This window comes from Pedococcus sp. P2_D9, from assembly GCF_056404275.1.
In genome coordinates this window covers 125,425-145,994 of sequence record NZ_JBFUEI010000011.1, presented here as the reverse complement: position 1 = coordinate 145,994, position 20,570 = coordinate 125,425, and the positions used below count along the sequence as shown (strand labels likewise).

At 68.3% G+C, this 20,570-nt stretch carries 23 protein-coding genes; 9 read left to right on the top strand and 14 right to left on the bottom strand.

Features of this window, described 5'->3' with window-relative positions:
• The first annotated feature begins 49 nt into the window (after nt 1-49).
• A complete protein-coding gene (locus AC1DXJ_RS16580) occupies nt 50-358 on the top strand; it encodes a DUF3311 domain-containing protein (RefSeq protein ID WP_477615944.1) in 309 nt (102 codons plus the stop codon).
• Nucleotides 355-2,031: a monocarboxylate uptake permease MctP gene (mctP, locus tag AC1DXJ_RS16575; RefSeq protein WP_477615943.1), complete on the top strand. Its 1,677-nt coding sequence runs from the start codon at nt 355-357 to the stop codon at nt 2,029-2,031. Before AC1DXJ_RS16580 ends, mctP begins: the two co-directional genes overlap by 4 nt.
• Before the next feature lie 129 nt (nt 2,032-2,160).
• On the opposite strand, the gene AC1DXJ_RS16570 is transcribed toward mctP, so the two are convergent.
• Together AC1DXJ_RS16570 and AC1DXJ_RS16565 are read right to left on the bottom strand one after the other, a co-directional pair.
• On the bottom strand, nt 2,161-3,465 hold the full coding sequence (locus AC1DXJ_RS16570; RefSeq protein WP_477615942.1) for an HD-GYP domain-containing protein: 1,305 nt from the start codon (nt 3,463-3,465) through the stop codon (nt 2,161-2,163).
• A complete protein-coding gene (locus AC1DXJ_RS16565; RefSeq protein ID WP_477615941.1) occupies nt 3,462-4,916 on the bottom strand; it encodes an HD-GYP domain-containing protein in 1,455 nt (484 codons plus the stop codon). The genes AC1DXJ_RS16570 and AC1DXJ_RS16565 overlap by 4 nt, the downstream gene beginning before the upstream one ends.
• A gap of 479 nt (nt 4,917-5,395) precedes the next feature.
• Between AC1DXJ_RS16565 and AC1DXJ_RS16560 the strand changes: the two genes are divergently transcribed.
• A complete protein-coding gene (locus AC1DXJ_RS16560; protein ID WP_369791897.1) occupies nt 5,396-5,470 on the top strand; it encodes a 50S ribosomal protein bL37 in 75 nt (24 codons plus the stop codon).
• Between the two features lie 78 nt (nt 5,471-5,548).
• Here AC1DXJ_RS16560 and rsrA read toward each other — a convergent pair whose 3' ends face one another.
• Together rsrA and AC1DXJ_RS16550 are read right to left on the bottom strand one after the other, a co-directional pair.
• Nucleotides 5,549-5,830 carry a mycothiol system anti-sigma-R factor gene (gene rsrA / locus AC1DXJ_RS16555; RefSeq protein WP_477615940.1) on the bottom strand — a complete coding sequence of 94 codons (282 nt, stop codon included), beginning with the start codon at nt 5,828-5,830 and terminating at the stop codon, nt 5,549-5,551.
• Entirely contained in the window at nt 5,827-6,477 is a 651-nt protein-coding gene (locus AC1DXJ_RS16550) for a sigma-70 family RNA polymerase sigma factor (protein WP_477615939.1), read from the bottom strand. Before AC1DXJ_RS16550 ends, rsrA begins: the two co-directional genes overlap by 4 nt.
• 225 nt (nt 6,478-6,702) lie before the next feature.
• Here AC1DXJ_RS16550 and AC1DXJ_RS16545 point away from each other — a divergent pair, with 225 nt between their 5' ends.
• A complete protein-coding gene (locus AC1DXJ_RS16545; RefSeq protein ID WP_477615938.1) occupies nt 6,703-7,245 on the top strand; it encodes a ferritin in 543 nt (180 codons plus the stop codon).
• Here AC1DXJ_RS16545 and AC1DXJ_RS16540 read toward each other — a convergent pair.
• Both AC1DXJ_RS16540 and AC1DXJ_RS16535 read right to left on the bottom strand, forming a co-directional pair.
• Nucleotides 7,242-7,877, bottom strand: a complete 636-nt coding sequence (locus AC1DXJ_RS16540; protein ID WP_477615937.1) for an alpha/beta hydrolase family protein — start codon at nt 7,875-7,877, stop codon at nt 7,242-7,244. The genes AC1DXJ_RS16545 and AC1DXJ_RS16540 overlap by 4 nt on opposite strands.
• Nucleotides 7,874-8,773, bottom strand: coding sequence for an SOS response-associated peptidase (locus AC1DXJ_RS16535; RefSeq protein WP_477637502.1), 900 nt, complete (start codon nt 8,771-8,773; stop codon nt 7,874-7,876). Before AC1DXJ_RS16535 ends, AC1DXJ_RS16540 begins: the two co-directional genes overlap by 4 nt.
• 171 nt (nt 8,774-8,944) lie before the next feature.
• Here AC1DXJ_RS16535 and AC1DXJ_RS16530 point away from each other — a divergent pair, with 171 nt between their 5' ends.
• From AC1DXJ_RS16530 to rsgA, 3 genes are read left to right on the top strand one after another with little or no spacing between them, the layout of a single operon-like run.
• A complete protein-coding gene (locus tag AC1DXJ_RS16530) occupies nt 8,945-9,484 on the top strand; it encodes a DoxX family protein (RefSeq protein WP_477615935.1) in 540 nt (179 codons plus the stop codon).
• A complete protein-coding gene (gene aroA / locus AC1DXJ_RS16525) occupies nt 9,471-10,820 on the top strand; it encodes a 3-phosphoshikimate 1-carboxyvinyltransferase (protein WP_477615934.1) in 1,350 nt (449 codons plus the stop codon). The genes AC1DXJ_RS16530 and aroA overlap by 14 nt, the downstream gene beginning before the upstream one ends.
• Nucleotides 10,817-11,929 carry a ribosome small subunit-dependent GTPase A gene (gene rsgA, locus AC1DXJ_RS16520; protein WP_477615933.1) on the top strand — a complete coding sequence of 371 codons (1,113 nt, stop codon included), beginning with the start codon at nt 10,817-10,819 and terminating at the stop codon, nt 11,927-11,929. Before aroA ends, rsgA begins: the two co-directional genes overlap by 4 nt.
• On the opposite strand, the gene AC1DXJ_RS16515 is transcribed toward rsgA, so the two are convergent.
• Genes AC1DXJ_RS16515 through AC1DXJ_RS16505 form a run of 3 tightly spaced genes read right to left on the bottom strand, consistent with a single transcriptional unit; the run spans nt 11,851 to nt 12,937 of the window.
• Nucleotides 11,851-12,450 (bottom strand): hypothetical protein, encoded by a 600-nt coding sequence (locus AC1DXJ_RS16515; protein WP_477615932.1) that lies wholly within the window; start codon nt 12,448-12,450, stop codon nt 11,851-11,853. The genes rsgA and AC1DXJ_RS16515 overlap by 79 nt on opposite strands.
• Nucleotides 12,450-12,770, bottom strand: a complete 321-nt coding sequence (locus AC1DXJ_RS16510) for a hypothetical protein (RefSeq protein ID WP_477637501.1) — start codon at nt 12,768-12,770, stop codon at nt 12,450-12,452. Before AC1DXJ_RS16510 ends, AC1DXJ_RS16515 begins: the two co-directional genes overlap by 1 nt.
• A gap of 29 nt (nt 12,771-12,799) precedes the next feature.
• Complete coding sequence (locus tag AC1DXJ_RS16505) at nt 12,800-12,937, bottom strand: hypothetical protein (protein ID WP_477637500.1); 138 nt, start codon at nt 12,935-12,937, stop codon at nt 12,800-12,802.
• 195 nt (nt 12,938-13,132) lie between these two features.
• Between AC1DXJ_RS16505 and AC1DXJ_RS16500 the strand changes: the two genes are divergently transcribed.
• Both AC1DXJ_RS16500 and AC1DXJ_RS16495 read left to right on the top strand, forming a co-directional pair.
• Nucleotides 13,133-13,660: an RNA polymerase sigma factor gene (locus AC1DXJ_RS16500; RefSeq protein ID WP_477615994.1), complete on the top strand. Its 528-nt coding sequence runs from the start codon at nt 13,133-13,135 to the stop codon at nt 13,658-13,660.
• Entirely contained in the window at nt 13,657-14,256 is a 600-nt protein-coding gene (locus AC1DXJ_RS16495; RefSeq protein ID WP_477615930.1) for a hypothetical protein, read from the top strand. The genes AC1DXJ_RS16500 and AC1DXJ_RS16495 overlap by 4 nt, the downstream gene beginning before the upstream one ends.
• A 70-nt stretch (nt 14,257-14,326) precedes the next feature.
• On the opposite strand, the gene AC1DXJ_RS16490 is transcribed toward AC1DXJ_RS16495, so the two are convergent.
• From AC1DXJ_RS16490 to AC1DXJ_RS16470, 5 genes are all read right to left on the bottom strand, one after another.
• Nucleotides 14,327-15,427: an ABC transporter ATP-binding protein gene (locus tag AC1DXJ_RS16490; protein ID WP_477615929.1), complete on the bottom strand. Its 1,101-nt coding sequence runs from the start codon at nt 15,425-15,427 to the stop codon at nt 14,327-14,329.
• On the bottom strand, nt 15,420-16,448 hold the full coding sequence (locus tag AC1DXJ_RS16485) for an ABC transporter ATP-binding protein (protein ID WP_477615993.1): 1,029 nt from the start codon (nt 16,446-16,448) through the stop codon (nt 15,420-15,422). The genes AC1DXJ_RS16490 and AC1DXJ_RS16485 overlap by 8 nt, the downstream gene beginning before the upstream one ends.
• Nucleotides 16,449-16,482: 34 nt before the next feature.
• Entirely contained in the window at nt 16,483-17,412 is a 930-nt protein-coding gene (locus tag AC1DXJ_RS16480; protein ID WP_477615928.1) for an ABC transporter permease, read from the bottom strand.
• Nucleotides 17,405-18,331 carry an ABC transporter permease gene (locus AC1DXJ_RS16475; RefSeq protein ID WP_477615927.1) on the bottom strand — a complete coding sequence of 309 codons (927 nt, stop codon included), beginning with the start codon at nt 18,329-18,331 and terminating at the stop codon, nt 17,405-17,407. The genes AC1DXJ_RS16480 and AC1DXJ_RS16475 overlap by 8 nt, the downstream gene beginning before the upstream one ends.
• A 245-nt stretch (nt 18,332-18,576) precedes the next feature.
• The gene (locus AC1DXJ_RS16470; RefSeq protein ID WP_477615926.1) at nt 18,577-20,238 is read right to left on the bottom strand and encodes a peptide ABC transporter substrate-binding protein; all 1,662 of its coding nucleotides are present in this window, start codon (nt 20,236-20,238) and stop codon (nt 18,577-18,579) included.
• Nucleotides 20,239-20,570: the final 332 nt, after the last annotated feature.

Sequence of the window (20,570 nt, the reverse complement as noted above, 5' to 3'; positions counted from 1 at the left end):
CCGAACTGCCCATCGGCAGTCGCTCCATCTTCCACTCGGAGGTCCGAAGGTGAGTACCGACAACGCTGTCGACCACGACACCGTCCCCCCGGCCAACAAGGGACTGCTGGCAATCGCCGGCGTGCTGCTGGCCATCCCGATGATCGCCCTCCTCTGGGTGGGCAGCTACGCGAAGAAGGACCCCGAGCTCTGGGGCTTCCCCTTCTTCATCTGGTACCAGTTCCTGTGGGTCTTCCTGTGCTCGGCGCTGACGTTCACGGCGTACAAGCTGGTCCTGAAGGCCCGCCCCCACCGCCCGATGACCGGCGACGACCGTGGCAACGATGCCCGCCGCGACAGCTGGGAGGCCGGCCGATGAGCGCCCTCGCACCCGCCGCAGCAAACACCGGGGTCAACGGGGTCGCCCTGACCGTCCTCATCCTGCTGTTCGCCCTCGTCACGGGCATGGGCTTCTGGGCCTCTCGCTGGCGTCAGGCCGACAGCATGGAGTCCCTCGACGAGTGGGGCCTGGGTGGCCGACGATTCGGCACCTGGGTGACGTGGTTCCTCCTCGGAGGTGACCTCTACACGGCATACACCTTCGTCGCGGTGCCCGCGGCGATGTTCGCCCTCGGCTCGGTCAGCGGGTTCTTCGCGGTGCCCTACACGATCGTGCTCTACCCGATCATCTTCATCTTCATGTCTCGGCTCTGGTCGGTGAGCCACCGGCACGGCTACGTGACCCCGGCGGACTTCGTCAAGGGCCGCTACGGCTCGCGGGGGCTGTCCCTCGCGGTGGCGATCACCGGCATCCTCGCGACGATGCCCTACATCGCCCTTCAGCTCGTCGGCATCCAGGCCGTCCTCGAGGTCGCCGGCGTCGGCGGCAGCAACGCCCTCGCCAAGGACCTGCCGCTGTTCATCGCCTTCGCCCTGCTCGCTGCCTACACCTACTCCAGCGGTCTGCGGGCGCCGGCCATCATCGCGTTCGTCAAGGACGCGCTGATCTACCTCGTCATCATCGTCGCGGTCATCTACCTCCCCTCGAAGGTCGGCGGCTGGGACCACGTCTTCAGCGCCGCGGAGGCCAAGATGGCCAAGCCGAGCGTCGCCAACCCCGCCAAGCCCACCGGTGCGTTCATCCCGAACAGCCAGCAGTACTGGGCCTACGCAACCCTGGCGTTCGGCTCGGCCCTGGCCCTGTTCATGTATCCCCACTCGATCACGGCGACCCTGTCGAGCTCGAGCCGCAACACGATCCGCCGCAACGCCTCGATCCTGCCGGCCTACTCCTTCGTGCTCGGCCTGCTGGCCCTGCTCGGCTGGGTGGCCATCGCCGCCGGCACCAAGCCGATCGGCCTCGACGGCAAGCCGAACGCGCAGCTGGTCATCCCCCAGCTGTTCGAGGACAAGTTCCCCAGCTGGTTCGCCGGAGTGGCCTTCGCCGCGGTGGCGATCGGAGCACTCGTCCCGGCAGCCATCATGTCGATCGCGGCAGCCAACACCTTCACGCGCAACATCTACCGCGACTGGATCAAGCCCGACGCGACGCACGCCCAGGAGGCCAAGGTCGGCAAACTGGTCTCGTTGCTGGTCAAGGCCTTTGCGCTCGTCTTCGTCCTCACCCTGGACAAGCAGAACGCGATCAACTTCCAGCTCCTCGGCGGCATCTGGATCCTCCAGACGCTCCCGTCGATCGTCTTCGGGCTCTACACCCGGTGGTTCCACCGGTGGGCGCTGCTCGGCGGCTGGGCGGTCGGCATGGTCTACGGCACGATCGCTGCCTACAACGTCATCAACCCGACCACCAAGGGCCACTTCGGCGGCTCCCTGGCGATGATCCCCATGCTCGGCAAGATGGGCTACATCGCGATGACGGCCTTCGTGATCAACCTGGTCATCGCCATCGTCGCCACGCTGATCCTCCGGGCCCTCAAGGTCGACCCGGGCACGGACGACACGATCAAGGGCGACTACTTCGCCGACGCCGGTGACCCCCGCGTCGAGAAGAACCTCGCCATGGACGCGCACCTCACCACGGGCTCTCCGTAGCGGCTGCGCACACTCCACCGCGTCGGGCGGTGTCGAGACCGGTTCGCCACGGTCTCGGTACCGCCCGACTCGCTTGTGCCCCAACGCCATCCCGCGGGCCAGGGCCAGGACGACCGGGTATGCCGCGGGTCAGGAACCGCTTGCCGCGGACCGTCCTCGTCGACGTTCGAGCACCCGGGTGAGCGAGTCGACGACCCGGGGGTCGTACTCGTAGCCCAGGCCGAGGTGGATCCGCTCCATCGCCCTGTGGTCGCTCCCACCCGCGTCGCAGAGGTCGTCGTAGGCGTTGGCCACCTTGATGATGCGGCTGGACATCGGGAGGTCCTGGCCGAACTCGCGCACCTGCCGGTAGGGCGTTGTCTGCGCCTCCAGGATCGCGGCGACGCTGTCGAGCACACCGGTGGTCCGGACGATCTCGGCGCCGTCGTGGGCGATCCGCTGCTGGTCCGCGGGGGCGGCCATCACCGTCGCCCCTGCCGGGATCGGCTCGCGCAGGGCGACCTGCCCCAGGTCGTGCAGCAGGGCGGCATACTCCAGGTCCGTGAGCTCGCGCTGGCCCATGCCCAGGTCCCGACCGATCGCCAGGGAGACGTCCGCGACCCGCTGGGCGTGGTTGGAGGTGGTGTAGCCGGCCCGGTCGGTCAGGGACGACAGCGCCCCGATCGTCTGGCGATACGTCGTGCGGATGCTGGCATTGCGCTGCACCGCGAAGGACGTCAGGACCAAGGGGAAGAGGAACAGCGGCAGGGCCGCGATCCCGATGGCCACGTCGGCCAACGCGATCAGGGCGCCCGAGGTGACCAGAGCAGTGCCGAGGGCCAGGGTCGACCTGACCTCGTCGATGACGGCGGGGATGAGGGGCGCGTGGTCGCGTCCGGCGTGCGCAGCGGCCTCGAGGGTGAGCTGGGCGACCATGGTCAGGCCACCGACCAGCAGCATCACGACGCCGACCAGCCAGCGCTGGCCGGCCCAGGTGCCCTGCCACTCGACCAGGGTCTGGCCGTCGAACTGGACACCGCGGTAGAGCACCGGGGCCAGGGACACGCCTGCGACCCGCGCAGAGACTTCCACCCAGGAGACGGTCGCGCCGGACACCCTCAGGACAACGCCTCCCACGATCATGGCGACAGCCACCACCAGCACCACCGGGGCAGCGCTCAGGTGCGATCCACCGGGCTGAGGGATCGAGGACAGCGCGAGCCCCAGGGCAGCCGCGGTGGACATCGGCGCGGTCTCGCGCCCCGTGAGGATCCGGAGTCGGGCCGTCTCACCGAGCGCGATGGCGACGCAGAACAGGGAGACCGACACCAGCGAGGTGCCACGGAGGGACATCAGCTCCTGACGCCCGGACACGAAGGCCTCGCCGACCACGAAGAGGGCCAGCAGGACCAGTGGCCACCGGAGGTCGACGGTGACCCGCCGCAGGGTTGTCACAGAGCCCCTCCTACCGGCATGGCCACGGAGGCCGTCGCACCTTTGACCTTGGCCCTGAGATCGTGGCGCTGGGCAAAGAGGTCGGAGACCTCGGGCTCGTCGTGGTCGAGGGTGACCGTCGCGCCCGCGAGCTCCTCGGGGGTGCGTTCGGTCATGGTCCACACGTGCCGGGCGAGCACCCGCCTGAGCGCGTCGACGACCGCCGGGTCGAACTGCGTGCCGGCGCGGGCGGCGACCATCTCCAGCGCGGCGTCCACGTCGACGGCAGCACGGTAGGTGCGGGAGGTGGTCAGCGTGTCGAAGGTGTCTGCCACCGCTACCAGTCGCGCCGTGAGGGGGATGTCCTCACCCTTGAGCCCCGCGGGGTAGCCGCGGCCGTCGAACCGCTCGTGGTGGTGGGCGATGCCGTCCACCGAGCCCGCCACGAAGTCGATCCCCTGGACGAGCTCCACGGCGCTGAGTGCGTGCTCCGCAAGGACCACCAGCTCGTCGTCGGTCAGCGGCTGCCGAGCCCGGAGCACCTTGCTGGGCACGCACACCTTGCCGATGTCGTGGAGCATCGCCGCCGTCCGGACGTCCTGGATCTCCTTGTGCCCCAAGCCAAGGGTCTCGGCGAGCCACTGCGCGAGCTGGGCGGTGCGATCGCTGTGACCGCTGTTGGCGGGGTCCTTGGTCTCGACGGCCGTCACCAGGGCTCGCAGGGTGCGGTCGTGGGCACGCAGCTCATCGCCGTACTGGACGAACGCCCAGCGGGCGACGAACAGGGGCGCAAGGACCAGGACGGCGCTGAACCAGCCGACGCCGGCAGGCAGCCAGAGCACGACGAAGAGGAAGCCGATCACGCCGTACCCGATGTAGGCGGCGCCGGAGGTGGTGAGCAGCTTGAAGAACTGGGTGCGCATCGGGGTTCCGGCGGAGAACCTCACGACACCGGAGATCAGTGCGGCGTTGAGCAGGCACTGGGCCACGTCGGCCACGATGAGGGGCAGCCCCACCAGGAGCAGGATGCGACCGGCCGAGTCGGTGTCGCCGGGATCACTCAGCCCCCCGGCCCACACGTAGACCAGACCACCAAGGGATCCGATCGAGCTGCAGAGGGCGACGTTGAACAGTCGGACGATGACCGGCTGTGACTCCTTCTGGACCACAGCGGCGGCGGCGCCCACGATGGCTGCCCCCACGGGGCCGACCACGACGGCAGAGGTGAGCAGGATGATGCTCAGGAACGACAGCTGGATGCGCGAACCGACATCGATCTCGCGCAGCAACCAGCTGGTGATGCCCAGGCCGGACAGGACGCACACTGCGTAGATGTCACCCAGCTGACCCGTGGCCAGCCAACCGATCGACGCAAGGCCCATCGCGAGGGCAACGACGACGGCCACATAGATGATGGTCGCGCGGTTGTGCAGTCTGCGCTGAGACGCTCCCGGGTCAGGACTTGTGCTCACGGCACCAATCTAGGCCCGGGCGGCACTCGGGGTGGGTCAGCCGCCCCAGCTCCACACGGAGGTCATGCCGGTGGCGGAGTCGACGTCCTCGGGGGCCCAGACGATGTTGTCGCTGCCGGAGAGGATGGACTCGAAGATGGTGGTGATCGCCTTCATGGCGGTGCTCCTTCTGTCTGATGCCCGACTCATACGTTCGGTTACTTCAGACCATCAGTTGTCCCTAGCCGCCAGGGGTGCGGGTCGGTGACAGGACTATGATGCCGGTCAACCTGCGCGCTTGGGACTTTCCTTGCCTCTTCTTTGCCAAACCTTGAAGGTCGTATCCCACGTTTGCCAGCGTTGGTTCACACCTTTGGGCCGCGTTTGCATGCAAGTCACCCGGTTATCTTCCGTGGGCACGTTGTCCCCTCTAGGCTGTGAGAGACTGGCCCCGCACCCGGTGCATAATGCGCCACACCACCACTGACGGAGTGACTCCCATGAGCAAGCGCGCCCGCAAGCGCCGCTCGCGCAAGGGCAACGCGGCCAACCACGGCCGCAAGCCCAACGCCTGAGCCCGCGCCACGACGCATCGAAGGGGCGGTCGTACCAGCTGGTTCGACCGCCCCTTCGTCGTGCGCCGCCGTTGTCGGCTACTCCGAGATCTCGTAGCGGATCGTGGTGATCCTGGCCATGATCTGGGTCCGCAGCTCCACAGGAGCCTCCTCACAGGCGCAGGACCGCTTGACCAGCGCCTTGAGTGCCTGGTCCAGGTCGTACTCCTGCAGGCAGGGCCCGCACTCGTCGAGGTGGTGCTTGATCTTGACGGTGTCGTCCTGCGTCATCTCACCGTCGAGGTACTCGTAGACGCGGTGAAGGACCTCCGAGCAGTCCGAGCCCGCCACTTCTCCCGCTCCCTGACCTTCGCAGCTCATGAGTCCGCTCCCTGGGTGGCAAAGCCGCGCTCGGCGGCATACTCCGTCAGCAACTCCCGCAACTGGCGTCGGCCGCGGTGCAACCGCGACATGACCGTCCCGATGGGGGTATCCATGATCTCGGCGATCTCCTTGTAGGCGAAGCCCTCGACGTCGGCAAGGTAGACCGCCAACCGGAAGTCCTCCGGCAGCTGTTGCAGTGCCCTCTTCACCTCGGTGTCGGGCAGGTGGTCCAACGCCTCCGTCTCGGCCGATCGCAGCCCGCTCGACGTGTGCGACTCGGCACGCGCGAGCTGGTAGTCCTCGATCTCGGCGGCATCGGACTGCAGCGGCTCGCGCTGCTTCTTGCGGTAGGTGTTGATGTAGGTGTTGGTGAGGATGCGGTACATCCACGCCTTGAAGTTCGTGCCGGGGCGGTACTGGTGGAACGCGGCGAAGGCCTTGGTGTAGGTCTCCTGGAGCAGGTCCTCGGCGTCGGCCGGGTTCCGCGTGGTCCGCAGCGCCGCTGAGTAGAGCTGGTCCAGCAGCGGCATCGCCTCGCGCTCGAACCGCGACTGCCGCTCGGCAGGGGTCTCGCTCGCCACGTCGACGGTGGCGTCAGGGGTGGCCTCGTCGATGATGGTGTCGGTGGCAGGTGTGTCAGTCATTGCCCTCCAGCCTAGCCCGGCATCGGCCGTGGCCGGCTTGTCGGTCGGTGCGGAGAAGCCCAATGCGACAGGCGCCGAGAGCGCGGTGTCGCCGGGCTGCACGGTCAGAACGGGCACTGGCGGACTCCTGGTGGTGAATGGGGTGGGTTTCGACCGCGTCGCGGTCGGTCCCTTGGTCCAACGGGGCGCCTCGCGCCGACATTCCCAGGCACTACGGTTTCCGGTATGCCGCGCCCTTCCGAAGCCTCGTTCGTCGAGCTGCTCACGCAGCAGGTTCGCCACGAGTTCACCGCCAGCCAGCAGTACATCGCGATCGCCGTCTGGTTCGACGGCCACGACCTCCCCCGGCTGGCGACGCACTTCTACCTGCAGAGCGTCGAAGAGCGGAACCACGCGATGATGATGGTCCAGTACATGCTCGACAGGGACTGGGCCGTGGCCGTGCCCGGCGTGGACGAGGTCCGCAACGACTTCGACGAGCTCACCGCGCCGATCAAGCTGGCCCTGGCCCAGGAGAAGGCCGTCACCGGCCAGATCGAGGCGCTCTTCCGGGCGGCACGCGCCGAGGGCGACGTGCTCGGCGAGCAGTTCATGCTGTGGTTCCTCAAGGAGCAGGTCGAGGAGGTCGCGGCGATGAACACCCTGCTGACCATCGCCGAGCGCGCCGGTGACGACTGGTTCCAGATCGAGGACCACCTCGCCCGCGAGGCCGTGGGCGACGGAGGCAAGGACGCGTCCGCGCCGACCGCCGCCGGGGGCGCGCTCTAACCCAGAGAGTTCACGAAGGCCAGGGCGGCTGCCACCAGGTCGTCCGGCTTCTTGGTGAAGCCGTGGCCACCCTTGACCACGCTCACCCAGGACGGGTCGGGCAGCTCGGCGCGCACCTCACCGGGCGTGCCGAAGGGGTCGGTCTCGCCCTGGACGACATGCAGCGGTATGCCGTGCGGCACCGGTGCGCGCAGCTCCTCGGCCCGCGACAGCTCGGGCTTGCCCGGCGGGTGGAGGGGGAAGGCGAGGGCGAGGACCGCGTCCGCGCCGGTGTCCTTGGCCGTGCGGAACGCCACCCGTGCGCCGTTGCTCTTGCCCCCGACCACGAGGGGCCTCGGCAGGGCTCCACGCCCTGCCGTCAGGTGGGCGAGCACTGGCAACCACGACGGGTCTTGGGTGGCAGCGGGTGGCGGCATCTTGCGGCCGGCGATGACCCAGGCCTGCTCGACCAGGGCAACGGCCCAACCGGCATCGACGAGGCCGGTTGCGACGGCTGTCACGTCGCCGGCTCGGATGCTGCCACCGGCGCCGTGGGTGAGCACGACGGAGCCCTGCGCCCGCGGTGGTCGGGTGACGTGCGCGCGCGCCGGTCCCAGTGGGGTCTCGACCTCGACGACTCGGGTGGTGCTCATGCCGGGTTCGGTCCCCCACTGGTCTCGTCGGCCCTGGGCGGGGCCTGACCCCCGATGATCTCGCCGGTCATGGGGTCGACCACGCCGTCGAGCTCGTCGAGCCCCGCCGGCTCGATCAGCTGCGGACCGTTGCTGCGGTTGGACGACACGGCCGTTCCGACCGGATAGGCCTCGAACCGCCCCGGCGCCGAGAACGCCAGCAGCCGCGCGACCTCGTCCTGGTCGCTCATCGACGGGTCGAGCCAAGTCGCCCAATCCTCACGTTCGAGCACCAGGGGCTGCCGGTCGTGGATGCGGTCCAGCCCGGCCTCGGCCTCCGTCGTGATGATGGTGAAGGTCGTGAGCCACGCCTCTGGATCGTCGGAGTCGGCGATCTCGCGGTCCCGCCAGAACTCGTAGAGCCCGGCGAACGCCACCACGTCGCCGTCTGCCCGGTGCATGTAGAAGGGCTGCTTGCGCGGGTTCCCCTTGGCGTCGGTGCTCACCGGGGACTTCTGCCACTCGTACCACCCCTGGGCCGGCACCAGGCAGCGACGTGACGCAGCGGCCTTGGCGAACGACCCCTTCTCCAGGACCGACTCCGCCCGCGCGTTGATCATCCGCATGCCGATCTTGGTGTCCTTGGACCAGCTGGGCACCAGGCCCCACGTGAGCAACCGCAGCTGGCGCACGGGCGCCGGGTCACCGGCATACTCCTCCGCGGTGTCGCGCGGGAGGCGGGTGAGGACCACGGGGGCCTGCTTGCTCGGCGCCAGGTTGAAGTCGGGGGTGCCCGCCGGCGGCGACTGGGGGTTCTTGAGGATGCTGCGGGCCGGCTCGGCCGTCCGGTCCTGGTCGACCTCGAACTCCTCGACGAGCTCGTCGGGGTTGGCTGTGGCTGCATATCGGCCGCACATGGTGGACAGGGTACGCAGGGACGCTGACCTGCCCATACGGTAAGAAGGGAGACGACCGCGAACAGCCCGCACCCAGCACACACCAGCCCGCACCCAGCCCGCACCAGCCCGCACCAGCCCGCACCAGCCCGCACCCAGCCCGCACCCAGCCCGCACCAGCCAGGAGTGAACATGACCGTCGTCCGCCGCGTGGCCCGACCGTTGCTCGCCGCGATCTTCGTCGTCCAGGGACTCGAGCAGCTGCGGCACCCTTCGGCGCTGACGCCCAAGGTCGCGCCCCTCGCCGAGCGGCTCGCCCCGCTGGGTCTGCCCAACGACCCCGAGCTCCTGGTGCGCGCCAACGGCGCGACCATGGTCGGCGGCGGAGCGCTCCTCGCCGCAGGTCGTGTGCCCAGGCTCGCCTCGCTGGCCCTCGTCGGTGCCATGGTGCCGACCACCTATGTGGGACACCAGTTCTGGGCTGAGACCGACCCCGCGGCCAAGCGCGCCCAGCGGATCAACTTCCTCAAGAACCTCGGGCTCATCGGCGGCCTGCTGCTGGCCAGCGTCGACACCGAGGGCCGGCCCGGACTGGTCTACCGCGCAGGGCTGGCCGGCGACACCGCCAAGCGCACCGCCAAACGCGCCAAGCGCGAGGCCAGGTACGCCACCCGTGCTGCGCGCCGCGAGGCCAGGCTGGCCGCATCCCAGGCCCACGATGCCCTCACCTGACCCATCGCACGCCGGAGCCACGGGCTCCGTCTCCCACCTCGCTGGCTGGTCCACCCCTGCAGCCCTGCAACGGGTCGACGCGGACGTCACCCTGCCCGGCAGCAAGTCCCTGACCAACCGCTTCCTCGTGCTCGCGGCGCTGGCGAACGGTCCGTCCCTGCTTCGTCGGCCGCTGCGTTCCCGCGACACGCTGCTGATGGCGCAGGCCCTGCGTGACCTCGGGGCAGAGGTCGAGGACGCTGTGGCGCTCGGTGCGACCGCGCCTGACTGGGTGGTCACGCCCGCAACCCTGGACGGTGGCGCGCACATCGAGTGCGGCCTGGCCGGCACGGTGATGCGCTTCCTGCCGCCGGTGGCGGCGCTCTCCCGCGGACTCGTGACGTTCGACGGCGACCAGCAGGCACGGGTGCGTCCGATGGGCCCCGTGCTGGAAGCCCTTCGCGTCCTGGGCGCGCAGGTCGAGGACGAGGCACGCGGCACCCTGCCGTTCACGGTCCACGGCACCGGGCAGATGCCGGGTGGCTCGGTCACCCTCGACGCCTCCTCCTCCTCGCAGTTCATCTCGGCACTCCTGCTGGCCGGTCCGCGCTACGACAGGGGGGTGACCATCCACCACGCCGGCAAGCCGGTCCCCTCCGAGCCGCACATCGAGATGACGGTCGAGACCCTGCGCGACGCCGGGGCGATCGTCGACGACGGGGACGCCAACACCTGGCGGGTCGAGCCGTCCGAGATCAACGGGCTCGACGTCCAGGTGGAACCCGACCTCTCGAACGCCGCACCCTTCCTCGCCGCGGCCCTGGTGACGAGCGGCCGGGTCACCGTGCCGGGCTGGCCGCAGCACACCACCCAGGCCGGTGACGCTATCCGCGACATCCTCGACACCATGGGCGCCGACGTCTCGCTCGCCCGCGAGGGGCTCACCGTGTCGGGCACCGGCGAGATCAACGGCATCGACATCGACCTCCACGACGCCAGCGAGCTCACACCGGTCATCGCAGCACTGGCAGCCCTCGCCGACTCCCCCAGTGTCATCCGCGGAGTCGCCCACATCCGGGGGCACGAGACCGACCGGCTGGCGGCCCTGGCGCGCGAGCTCGGGGACCGCGGAGCCGAGGTGAGGGAGACCGAAGACGGCCTCCGCATCACGCCGCGACCCCTGACCGGTGGGCTGTTCCACACCTACGCCGACCACCGGATGGTCATGGCCGGCGCCCTCCTGGGCCTTCGGACTCCCGGCCTGGTCGTCGAGGACCCCGACACGGTCGCCAAGACCCTCCCCGAGTTCGTCGAGCTCTGGCACGGCCTCGTCGACCCCGACGGCCCCACGCCATGAGTCGGCGCACTTCGGACTACGACGAGAGCGATGTCCGCATCCGTCCCAGCAAGCGGGGCTCACGCCCGAGGTCCAAGGATCGCCCCGCCCACGAGGACGCCGTCCCGGGTTTCGTCATCGGCGTCGACCGGGGTCGCTACACGGTCCTCGTAGGCAATGGCGTCGGCGGCAAGAGCATCGGTGTCAAAGCCGTTGCTGGCAAAGGCGTTGCTGGCAAGGGCGGCGGTGGCAAGGGCGGCGGTGGGAAGGCCTCGGCAGAGCGCATCGTGACCGCCATGAAGGCACGCGAGCTGGGGCGCAAGGGAATCGTGGTCGGTGACGACGTCGAGCTGGTCGGTGACACCTCGGGCAATCCTGACGGCCTGGCCCGCGTGGTCCGCCTCACCCCTCGACGCTCGGTGCTGCGACGCACCGCGGACGACACCGACCCCGTCGAGCGAGTGATCGTCGCCAATGCCGACCAGCTCGTGATCGTCACCGCGCTGGCCAACCCGGAGCCGCGCCCGCGCATGATCGACCGCTGCCTCGTCGCCGCCTACGACGCCGGCCTCGACCCCCTGCTCGTGCTGACCAAGGCCGACCTCGCCGACGCCGACGCCTTTCTCGCCAACTACGCGCCACTCAACGTCCGCTACGTCGTGACCGCGACCGGGGAGTCCGGCTTCGAGGGTCTGGAACTGCTGCACGAGCAGCTCCTCGACCGGATCAGCGTCTTCATCGGGCACTCCGGAGTCGGCAAGTCGACCCTCGTGAACGGCCTGGTCCCGGACGCCCGCCGAGCGACGGGCATCGTCAACGACTTCACCGGTCGCGGCCGCCACACCTCGAGCTCGGCCGTCGCGTTGCGACTGCCGAACGAGGCGGGGTGGGTCATCGACACCCCCGGGGTGCGGTCGTTCGGCCTGGCCCACGTCGACCTCGCACGGATCATCCAGCACTTCCCCGACCTCGAGCCCGGCACCGCCCAGTGTCCCCGCGGCTGCGGCCACGACGAGGAGGAGTGCGCCCTCGACGCCTGGGTGGCCTCAGGTCAGGCCGGGCCTGCGGGCACCTCCAGGCTGGAGTCCCTGCGTCGGCTGCTGCGGGCACGCTCGGGCGACGGCGAGTGACCGCGGTCTGCCAGAGGTCCCATGACCAGATGGCCGGCAAGCGCCAATGCCGTTGCCACCACAGGCATTCCGATCAGCAGGCCGATCTGCACGTGTAGTGGAGCACTGAGCATCGTCTCTTCGTTCAGGCGCTCCGACCACCAGAGCAACACGCCCGGCCCGACGATCGCCACGACGGCGCCCAGCCGCGCCAACGGTCCGCCACGACGCAGCAGCGGCCCCGCGACGAGGAACCCGGGCGCCAGCGGCAAGCCCTGTCCGGCGAACAGGATCAGCCCTGGCACGAACAGGAACCGCAACCACCGTCGCCACCCGGTCGCGTGACGAGCCAGCCACGAGAGGCCGACGAGCAGCCCGAAGACCGCGCCCAAGAGGACGATCATGAGGGTGCCGGACCAGTTGAACTCAGGACTCGTCGACACGATGCGCATCCACACCCTCGCGGCCACACCCCACACCGCCCCCAGGCCGAAGCCGATGAGGGCGGTGCGGAGCACCGCGTGCCGTGAGAGCACTGTCATCACCACTCCACTGGCAGGCACGCGAGCCTTGCCCCAGCCGTGCCGTCAGGTGCGGTCGGGTTCGCGTGGATGACGACCGAGCGGGCACCGGGCACCGGGGCCCAGTCGACTGCGGCCGAGCTCTGTGCGTTGCCCTCGTCATCGACGGTGAAGTCGAGCCAGATCTCGGTCTGGTCGTTGACCGTCAGCGGGCTCGTGGTCGAGTGGTTGTAGTGCCCCAGTGCTGACGCGCCGCTGCCCGCGACACACGGTCCGAGGTGCAGGTGCGCACCGAAGGTCCGTCCGGCCACGGCCGGGTCGACGCCGTGCACGACGAACACCGCCTTGGTGGAGTCCGTGGCGACCAGCGTCAGCTTGGCACGCGCTCCGTCGAACGGTCGGTGGCGGCGGGCGCGAAGTCACGCAGGTCGCTCTTGAAGTTGAAGGCCACCCCCGCGATGGCCGGTGCCACCGCTGCGCCGACGCCGAGTACCGCGGCACATGCCACGGCTGTGGCAGACCTCCGCCAAAGAGGTGATGACTGCGAATGTTCCATGGTGCTCTCCTTACGCTTGTGAAACCGTGGTGCTGACACCTGACTGACGCGGCACAACGGCGCAGCGGGTGACACTGAAATCATCGAAATTGGTTGTCACCCAACGCCTCTGCTCGTTCGTCTGTCTAGGTGATGGAGTCCGTGGGAATGCTGACAGGGAGCATCGGGGAGTCGACGGCGCAGGCCGACGTCGACGCCTTGGTCTCGGCCCTGTTCGTTGCCGAGGGCGCACGACTGGTGACCCTCGCCCGCTTCTTCGTCCAGGACCGCACCGCGGCCGAGGACCTCGTCCAGGAGGCGTTCATCCGCTTGTCCCGCAGCGCCCAGCGCATCCGCGACCCCGAGCGAGCCGCGGCCTACCTGCGCTCGATCGTCATCAACCTCGCGCGCGACCACAACCGGCGCGGCCTGGTGTCCCTACGGCACCGGCCCCCGGCCATACCGGACGAGCCCTCGGCGGAGGAGACCGCCGCCTCTCGTGAGTCGCGCCTCGAGGTGGTCGCAGCACTGCACGACCTGCCCCGGCGACAGCGGGACTGCGTGGCTCTGAGGTACTACCTCGAGCTGTCCGTCGAGGAGATCGCCAGGACCCTGGGGCTCTCACCCAACTCGGTCAAGACCCATCTGCAGCGCGGCCTGAGGTCCCTGGCTGCCACCTTGGAGGAGACGCGATGAGCGCGCTCGAAGATCGCCTCCATGATGCGCTGACCGCCGAGGGCAGCGTGCACGCCCCCTCCCCCGACCTGTTCGCACGCGTCGTCGAAGGCATCGACCACGACCGCGCCCGGCGACGGCGGGTACGCCGGGTCGGGGCGGCCTGGGTCGTGGCCCTGGCCGGCTCCGTGACCACACTGCTGACCCTCACCCCCAGAGACGAGAGAGGACTGCACATGCCCTGGTGGATTCTCGAGGTGGGGACCAACCTCGCCCTGCTCGGCATCGCCTTGTGGCTCGGCCCGTTCATCAAGCGGTTCGGCCGGGCCTACGCTGCTGACGTCTTCCACGACAACCCGCTGACCGGCAAGAGCTACATCGTGCTCACCGACATCGTCTACTACCTGATCTTCGCCGCCTACATCCTGTTCTCGTTGCACGTGGCCCCACAGGAGAGCTGGCACAACGCGATCAGCCAGGAGGTCACCGCAGAACAGGTGACGTTCGAGCTCGGCCGGCTCGGCGGCATACTCCTCATCATCGGCATCCTGCACGGCCTGAACATCGTGCTCATGCCCCTGCTGGGTCGCGTGTTCTCCCTCAACCGGCGCCTCTGAGGAGGGGACGGCGACGGCGCCGCCCCCCTGGTGGGGAACGGCGCCGTCGTCGTGTGCTGTGCGCTCGCGGTCAGGAGTCCGTCGGGCCGTCACCCACGGGCTCGAGCGACGAGTCGTCGCGCAGACCCGAGCCGAACGTGACCGAGGCTGCGCCGGAGACGTCCACGGTCTCGATGATCTCGCGAGGCGACGCGAAGTGGCAGGCCGACAGGTGCTCGCCCGCGCCGTCGGGGCGCAGCTCGAGCATCGGGATGTCGGTCTTGCACTTGTCCTGCGCCTTCCAGCACCGGGTGTGGAAGCGGCAGCCCGACGGCGGGTTGGCCGGCGAGGGGACGTCGCCCTTGAGGACGATCTGCTCCTTCTTGTCGCGCAGGGTCGGGTCGGGCACCGGGACGGCCGACAGCAGCGCCTGGGTGTAGGGGTGGGTGGGACGACCGTAGATGTCGTCCTCCTCGCCCAGCTCTGCCATCTTGCCGAGGTACATGACGCCGACGCGGTCGGAGATGTGCCGGACCACGGACAGGTCGTGCGCGATGAAGATGTAGGACAGGCCGAGCTCGTCCTGGAGCTTCTCCATCAGGTTGACGACCTGGGCCTGCACCGACACGTCGAGCGCGGAGACCGGCTCGTCGCAGATCAGCACCTTCGGGTTCAGGGCGATCCCTCGGGCGATGCCGATGCGCTGCCGCTGTCCACCGGAGAACTGGTGGGGGTAGCGGTTGATGTGCTCGGGGTTGAGGCCCACGAGGTCGAGCAGGTCCTGAACGGCCTTGCGGCGGCCCTTCCTCGGCACCACATCGGGGTGGATGTCGAACGGCTCCCCCACGATGTCGCCAACCGTCTTGCGAGGGTTGAGCGAGGTGTAGGGGTCCTGGAACACGATCTGGATGTCGCGACGCAGCTTGCGCATCGCGCGACCCTTCTGCGCGTACATGTCGACACCGTCGAACACGACCGAGCCAGAGGTGGGCTCCTCCAGGCGCATCAGCAGGCGGCCGAGCGTTGACTTGCCACACCCGGACTCACCGACGATGCCCAGCGTCTCACCCTTGAGGAGCTCGAAGCTGACGCCGTCGACGGCCTTCACGTGACCCACGGTGCGGCGCAGCACGCCGCCCTTGATGGGGTAGTACTTGACCAGGTCGGTCGCAGTCAGAATGGCCTCAGCCATGGAGGACCTCCTCGGCGAAGTGGCAGGCGCTCTCTCGGCCGGGAGCGACCTCGAGCAGGGCAGGACGGTCCTCGCGGCACACGTCCTGGGCGAACTTGCACCGCGGGTTGAAGGCGCACCCGTCCGGGATCCGCATCAGGTTCGGCGGCAGGCCACCGATGGCAGCGAGCTGCTGTCCCTTCTGGTCCAGGCGCGGGATCGACTCCAACAGGCCCTTGGTGTAGGGGTGGCCCGGTTGGCGGTACAGGTCGTAGACGTCGGCGCGCTCGACGATCCGACCGGCATACATCACCGCGATCTTGTCGGCGACGTTCGCCACCACACCCAGGTCGTGCGTGATCAGGATGAGCCCCATCTGGCGCTCCTCCTGCAGCTCCTGCAGCAGCGCCATGATCTGCGCCTGGACGGTGACGTCCAGGGCGGTGGTCGGCTCGTCGGCGATGAGGACCGCCGGGTCGAGCGCGATGGCCATCGCGATCATGATGCGCTGGCGCATGCCGCCTGAGAACTGGTGGGGGTAGGCCCCCACGCGCTCCTTGGCCGCCGGGATCTGGACCCGCTGCATGAGCTTGACCGCACGCTCGAGGGCGTCGGACTTGTTCATGCCGCGGTGCACGCGGAACATCTCCGCGATCTGCCACCCCACGGGGAACACGGGGTTCAGCGAGGACAGCGCGTCCTGGAAGACCATCGAGATCTCCGGGCCACGGGTGCGGCGACGCTGCTCGTCCGGCATCGTCAGCAGGTCCTGACCGCAGTAGCGGATCTGGCCCTTGGGGATGACTGCCGGCGGCATGTCGAGGATGCCCATGATCGCCTGCGCGGTCACGGACTTGCCCGACCCGGACTCCCCGAGGATGGCCAGGGTCTGGCCCTCGTGGAGGTCGAAGTTGACGCCGTTGATCGCCCGGGCGATGCCGTCGGGGGTGTGGAACTCGACGTGGAGGTCCTCCACCTCCAGCAGCAGCCCGTCCTGGGGGGCGTAGGTCTGGCCGGAGGACTTCGCAGACTCCCGGGCCATGGTTTCAGAGGTTGTCATGTGTCGTCTCTCCCGCTCAGCGCGACTTCGGGTCGAAGGCATCGCGCACGGCGTCGCCGAGCATGATGAAGGCCAGCACCGCCAGACTCAGGAAGAGGCTGGGGAACAACAGGATGTGCGGGGTCGTCCGCAGCGCCACGATGGCGTCGGAGATGGCCACACCCCACGAGATCGCCGGCGGGGTCAACCCGATGCCGAGGAAGCTCAGGGTCGCCTCGACGGCGATGAACACACCCAGGTTGATGGTCGCCACGACGATCATCGGCGCCAGTGCGTTCGGGAGCACGTGCGCGCGGATGATCCGCCACGGCGTGGCTCCGAGGGCGCGGGCGGCCTGGACGTAGTCGTTGGGCTTGACCTGCAGGACGCTGGACCGCATGAGGCGCGCCAGTCCCGGCCAGCCGAAGATCGACAGCACCAGCACGACCTTGCCCACCACGAGCAGGTAGGGCGAGTTCACGTCGTTGGGGAACGTCGCCATGAAGAGGATGCCGCCGAGCAGCAGCGGGATGGCGAAGAAGATGTCCGTGACACGGGACACCAGGGCGTCCAGCCAGCCACCGTAGTAGCCGGCGACGATGCCCATGGCACCACCGATCAGCACGGTCGCGATCGACGCGAAGACGCCGACGAGGATCGACGCACGAGCACCGTAGATGGTGCGCGAGTAGATGTCGTAGCCCTGGATGTCGCGACCGAACCAGGCGCTGCCGCTGGGACGCTGACGCGCCTCCTTGAGCACGGCAGCGGCGGGGTCGACGTTGGTGAACAGCGCCGGCCACACGGCCATCAGCAGGAACACCACGATGAGGGCCATCGAGACCCAGAAGATGGGGTTCTTCTTGAGCGAGCGCCAGGCGTCGGAGGTGAGCGAACGCGCCTCGTCGTGCCCTGCGGCGCCGGCGCCGGTCTCGGCGCCAACGGCAATGGTCGATGCCTCAGTCATGGCTGATCCTCGGGTCGAGCACGCCGTACAAGAGGTCGACGAGCAGGTTGACGAGCAGGAACACCAGCACCAGGACCGTCACCGTCCCCACGACGGACACGCCGTCGCGGTTGTGGATGCCGGTGAACAGGTAGCCGCCCACGCCCTGGATGTTGAAGATGCGCTCGGTGACGATGGCGCCACCGAGGAGACCACCGAAGTCGGCGCCGATGAAGGTGACGACCGGGATCAGCGAGTTGCGCAGGGCGTGCAGGCCGATGGCCCGCCGACGGGTCAGTCCCTTGGCGATGGCCGTGCGCAGGTAGTCGGCGCGCAGGTTCTCCACCAGGTTGGTGCGGGTCAGTCGGGCGACGTAGGCGATCGAGGCGCTGCCGAGCACGAAGGCGGGGAGCAGCAGCTCGTTGAACGTCGCCTCGGACGAGACCGTCACTGGTCGAAGGCCCCACTTGACACCGAGGTAGTACTGCAGCGTGGCGCCGATGACGAAGATGGGGATGGCGATGACGAACAGGGTGCTCACGAGGACGAGGTTGTCCATGAACTTGCCCTTGCGTATCCCCGCCAGCACACCCGCGATGACGCCGATCAGCGTCTCGAAGAGGATCGCCATGCCAGCCAGCTTGGCGGTGGTGGGGTAACGCTGCTTGAGCTCGTCCGCCACCTTGATGTTGCGGAAGGTGGTGCCGAGGTCGCCCTGGGCGATGTTGCCCATGTACTTGGCGTAGCGCGTCGGCAGGGGGTCGTTGAGGTTGTGCTCGGTCCGGAACTTGGCCACGAAGGCCGGCGCGCAGGGCCGCTCACCGCACATGCCAGCTGTGGGATCTCCGGGCAGGGCGAAAACCATGGCAAAGATAATGAACGTGGATCCAAGCAGCACCGGGATCATCTGGAGAAGTCTCCGAAGGATGTACTTGTACACGTCACCTCCCTCTCTATGACGCCGTCGGGTGGGGTGTTCCCGGGTGGCGTGGCTGGACAAGCCGTGCGGGGCCAGACGTGCGCGCCCGTGCTTGTCACAACATAGTCGTTTTGGACGGTGGGGGGTCATCAGGAGGGTTGCCCCTGACTGGCCCCGGACAGGCCGTCGGCCTGCGGCCCGGGGGCCGCCCGCCCCACGACGCTATCTGGATTCGCTCACCGGCGAGGTGGGCGGTCCGGGCGACTTTACTTGAGCGAGAGGCTCTCGAAGTCGATCGTGCCGAATGCGGTGATCTTCACGCCGGTGACCTTGTTGGACCAGCCGAAGGTGGCCGTCGAGTACCACATCGGGATGGCCGGCATGTCGTTGGCGAGCAGTGCCTCGGCCTCCTGGTACTTGGCGTTGGCCTGAGCCGGGTCCGTCTGGGCAGCAGCCTCGTTGAGGAGCTTGTCGAACTCGGGGTTGCTGTAGTCACCATCGTTGGACGAGGCACCAGTCTTGAAGATCGGGGCGAGGAAGTTCTCGATGGACGGGTAGTCCATCTGCCATCCCGTGCGGAACATGCCCTTCATCTTGCGGCTGGCGATCTGGGTGCGGAAGGTGGCGAAGTCCACGACCGGGGTCGCGACACAGTCGACACCGAGGGCGCCCTTGATCGAGTTGCAGGTTGCCTCGGTCCACGCCTTGTGCGAGGAGTCAGCGTTGTAGGCGAGGGTCATCTTGCCACCCTTGAAGCCACCGGCCTCGTCGAGCTTGGCCTTGGCCTTGGCGGCGTCGAACGTGCACCACTCGCCACACTGGTTGGCCTTGTAGCCGTCAACGACCGGGGAGACCCAGCCGGTGGCGGGCTGACGCGTGTTGTTGAAGATCTGCTTGATGATCGTCGGACGGTCGATGGCCATGGAGATGGCCTGACGGATCTTCGGGTCAGAGTAGTTCGGGTCGACCTTGGTCGGCGCGAAGGTGATGGTCTGGATGACGCCGACGGACTTCTGCGAGTTGCGGTCCGGGAGGTCGGTCTTGTACTTGTCATCGATCATCGCGGACGAGGGGACCTGGTCCGTCACGTCAAGCTGGTTGGCGATGACGTCGTTGTAGGCGGCGTCCTCGTCCTGGTAGATCTTGAACGTGATGCCGTCGAGCTTGCCGGGGAACTTGCCCGAGTAGCTCGCGTTCTTGCTGAGCTTGATCTCGGTGTTCTTGGTCCAGCTGTCGAGCTTGAACGGGCCAGCGCCAACCGGCTTCTCGCCATAGGCGGCCGGGTCGGCCTTGAAGGAGTCCGGCAGCGGCGCGAAGGCCGAGTAGCCCAGGCGGACGGCCATGTTGGAGACCTTCTCGGTCGTCTTGATCGTGAAGGTGTAGTCGTCCTTCACCACCAGACCGGTGAGCTTGTCGGCCTTGGCCTTGCCGGAGCCCTTGCACGGGTCGTCGCCGGTGCCGGTGCACTGGGTGTCACCGAAGCCCTCGATGGGCTCCATGAAGTAGCCGGAGGACTGGGCGTTCGGGCCGTAGGCGGCGTAGTTCCAGGCGTCGACGAAGTTGTGCGCCTTGACCTCGGTGCCGTCCGAGAACTTGTAGCCCTTCTTCAGGGTGACGGTGAAGTTCTGGTTGTCCGTCGAGTCGATCTTGTCCGCGATGTCGTTCTCGGGGGCAGCGGTCTCGGCGTTGTAGTGCACGAGCTTGGCCGTGATGGCCTCAAGCACGTTGCCACCACAGGTCTCGGTCGTGTTGCTCGGAATGAGCGGGTTCTGGGGGTTGCACCCGCGGACCGTGACAGTACCGCCGGCCTTGCCGCCGGCACTGGAGCTGGTGTCATCCTTGCTGTTCCCGCCACCGCAAGCTGCAGCGAGCAGCGCGACGGACGAGATTCCAGCAACCATGGCCACCGTGCGAGTAGTTCCTCGCATTGACGTCCTCCTACTTAGGGTCTGCCGCCCAGATGATGAGCGGTCGTTCCGGGCTGTGCCCGATTTGGGCGCAGCCCTGTAACGCACAGGGCGTTCGTGTGTTGTGGCCCCTATGAAAGAGCACGGAGGGAGCAAAGGCGACGCTCTGGGCCAACCCGAGACAAAAACGTGATCGTCCCGCAGCACAGTTGAGAGCAGATCTTCGGTCGAAGTGGCTTTTGCTGCCATTTGATGGTGTTTCGTGTATTACGCCCGGAGGTCGCCCCCAACCGCCCGGGAGACGCCCTCGCACCTGTCGGGAGATGCCGTCGCACCTGCCCGGAGAGGCCCTA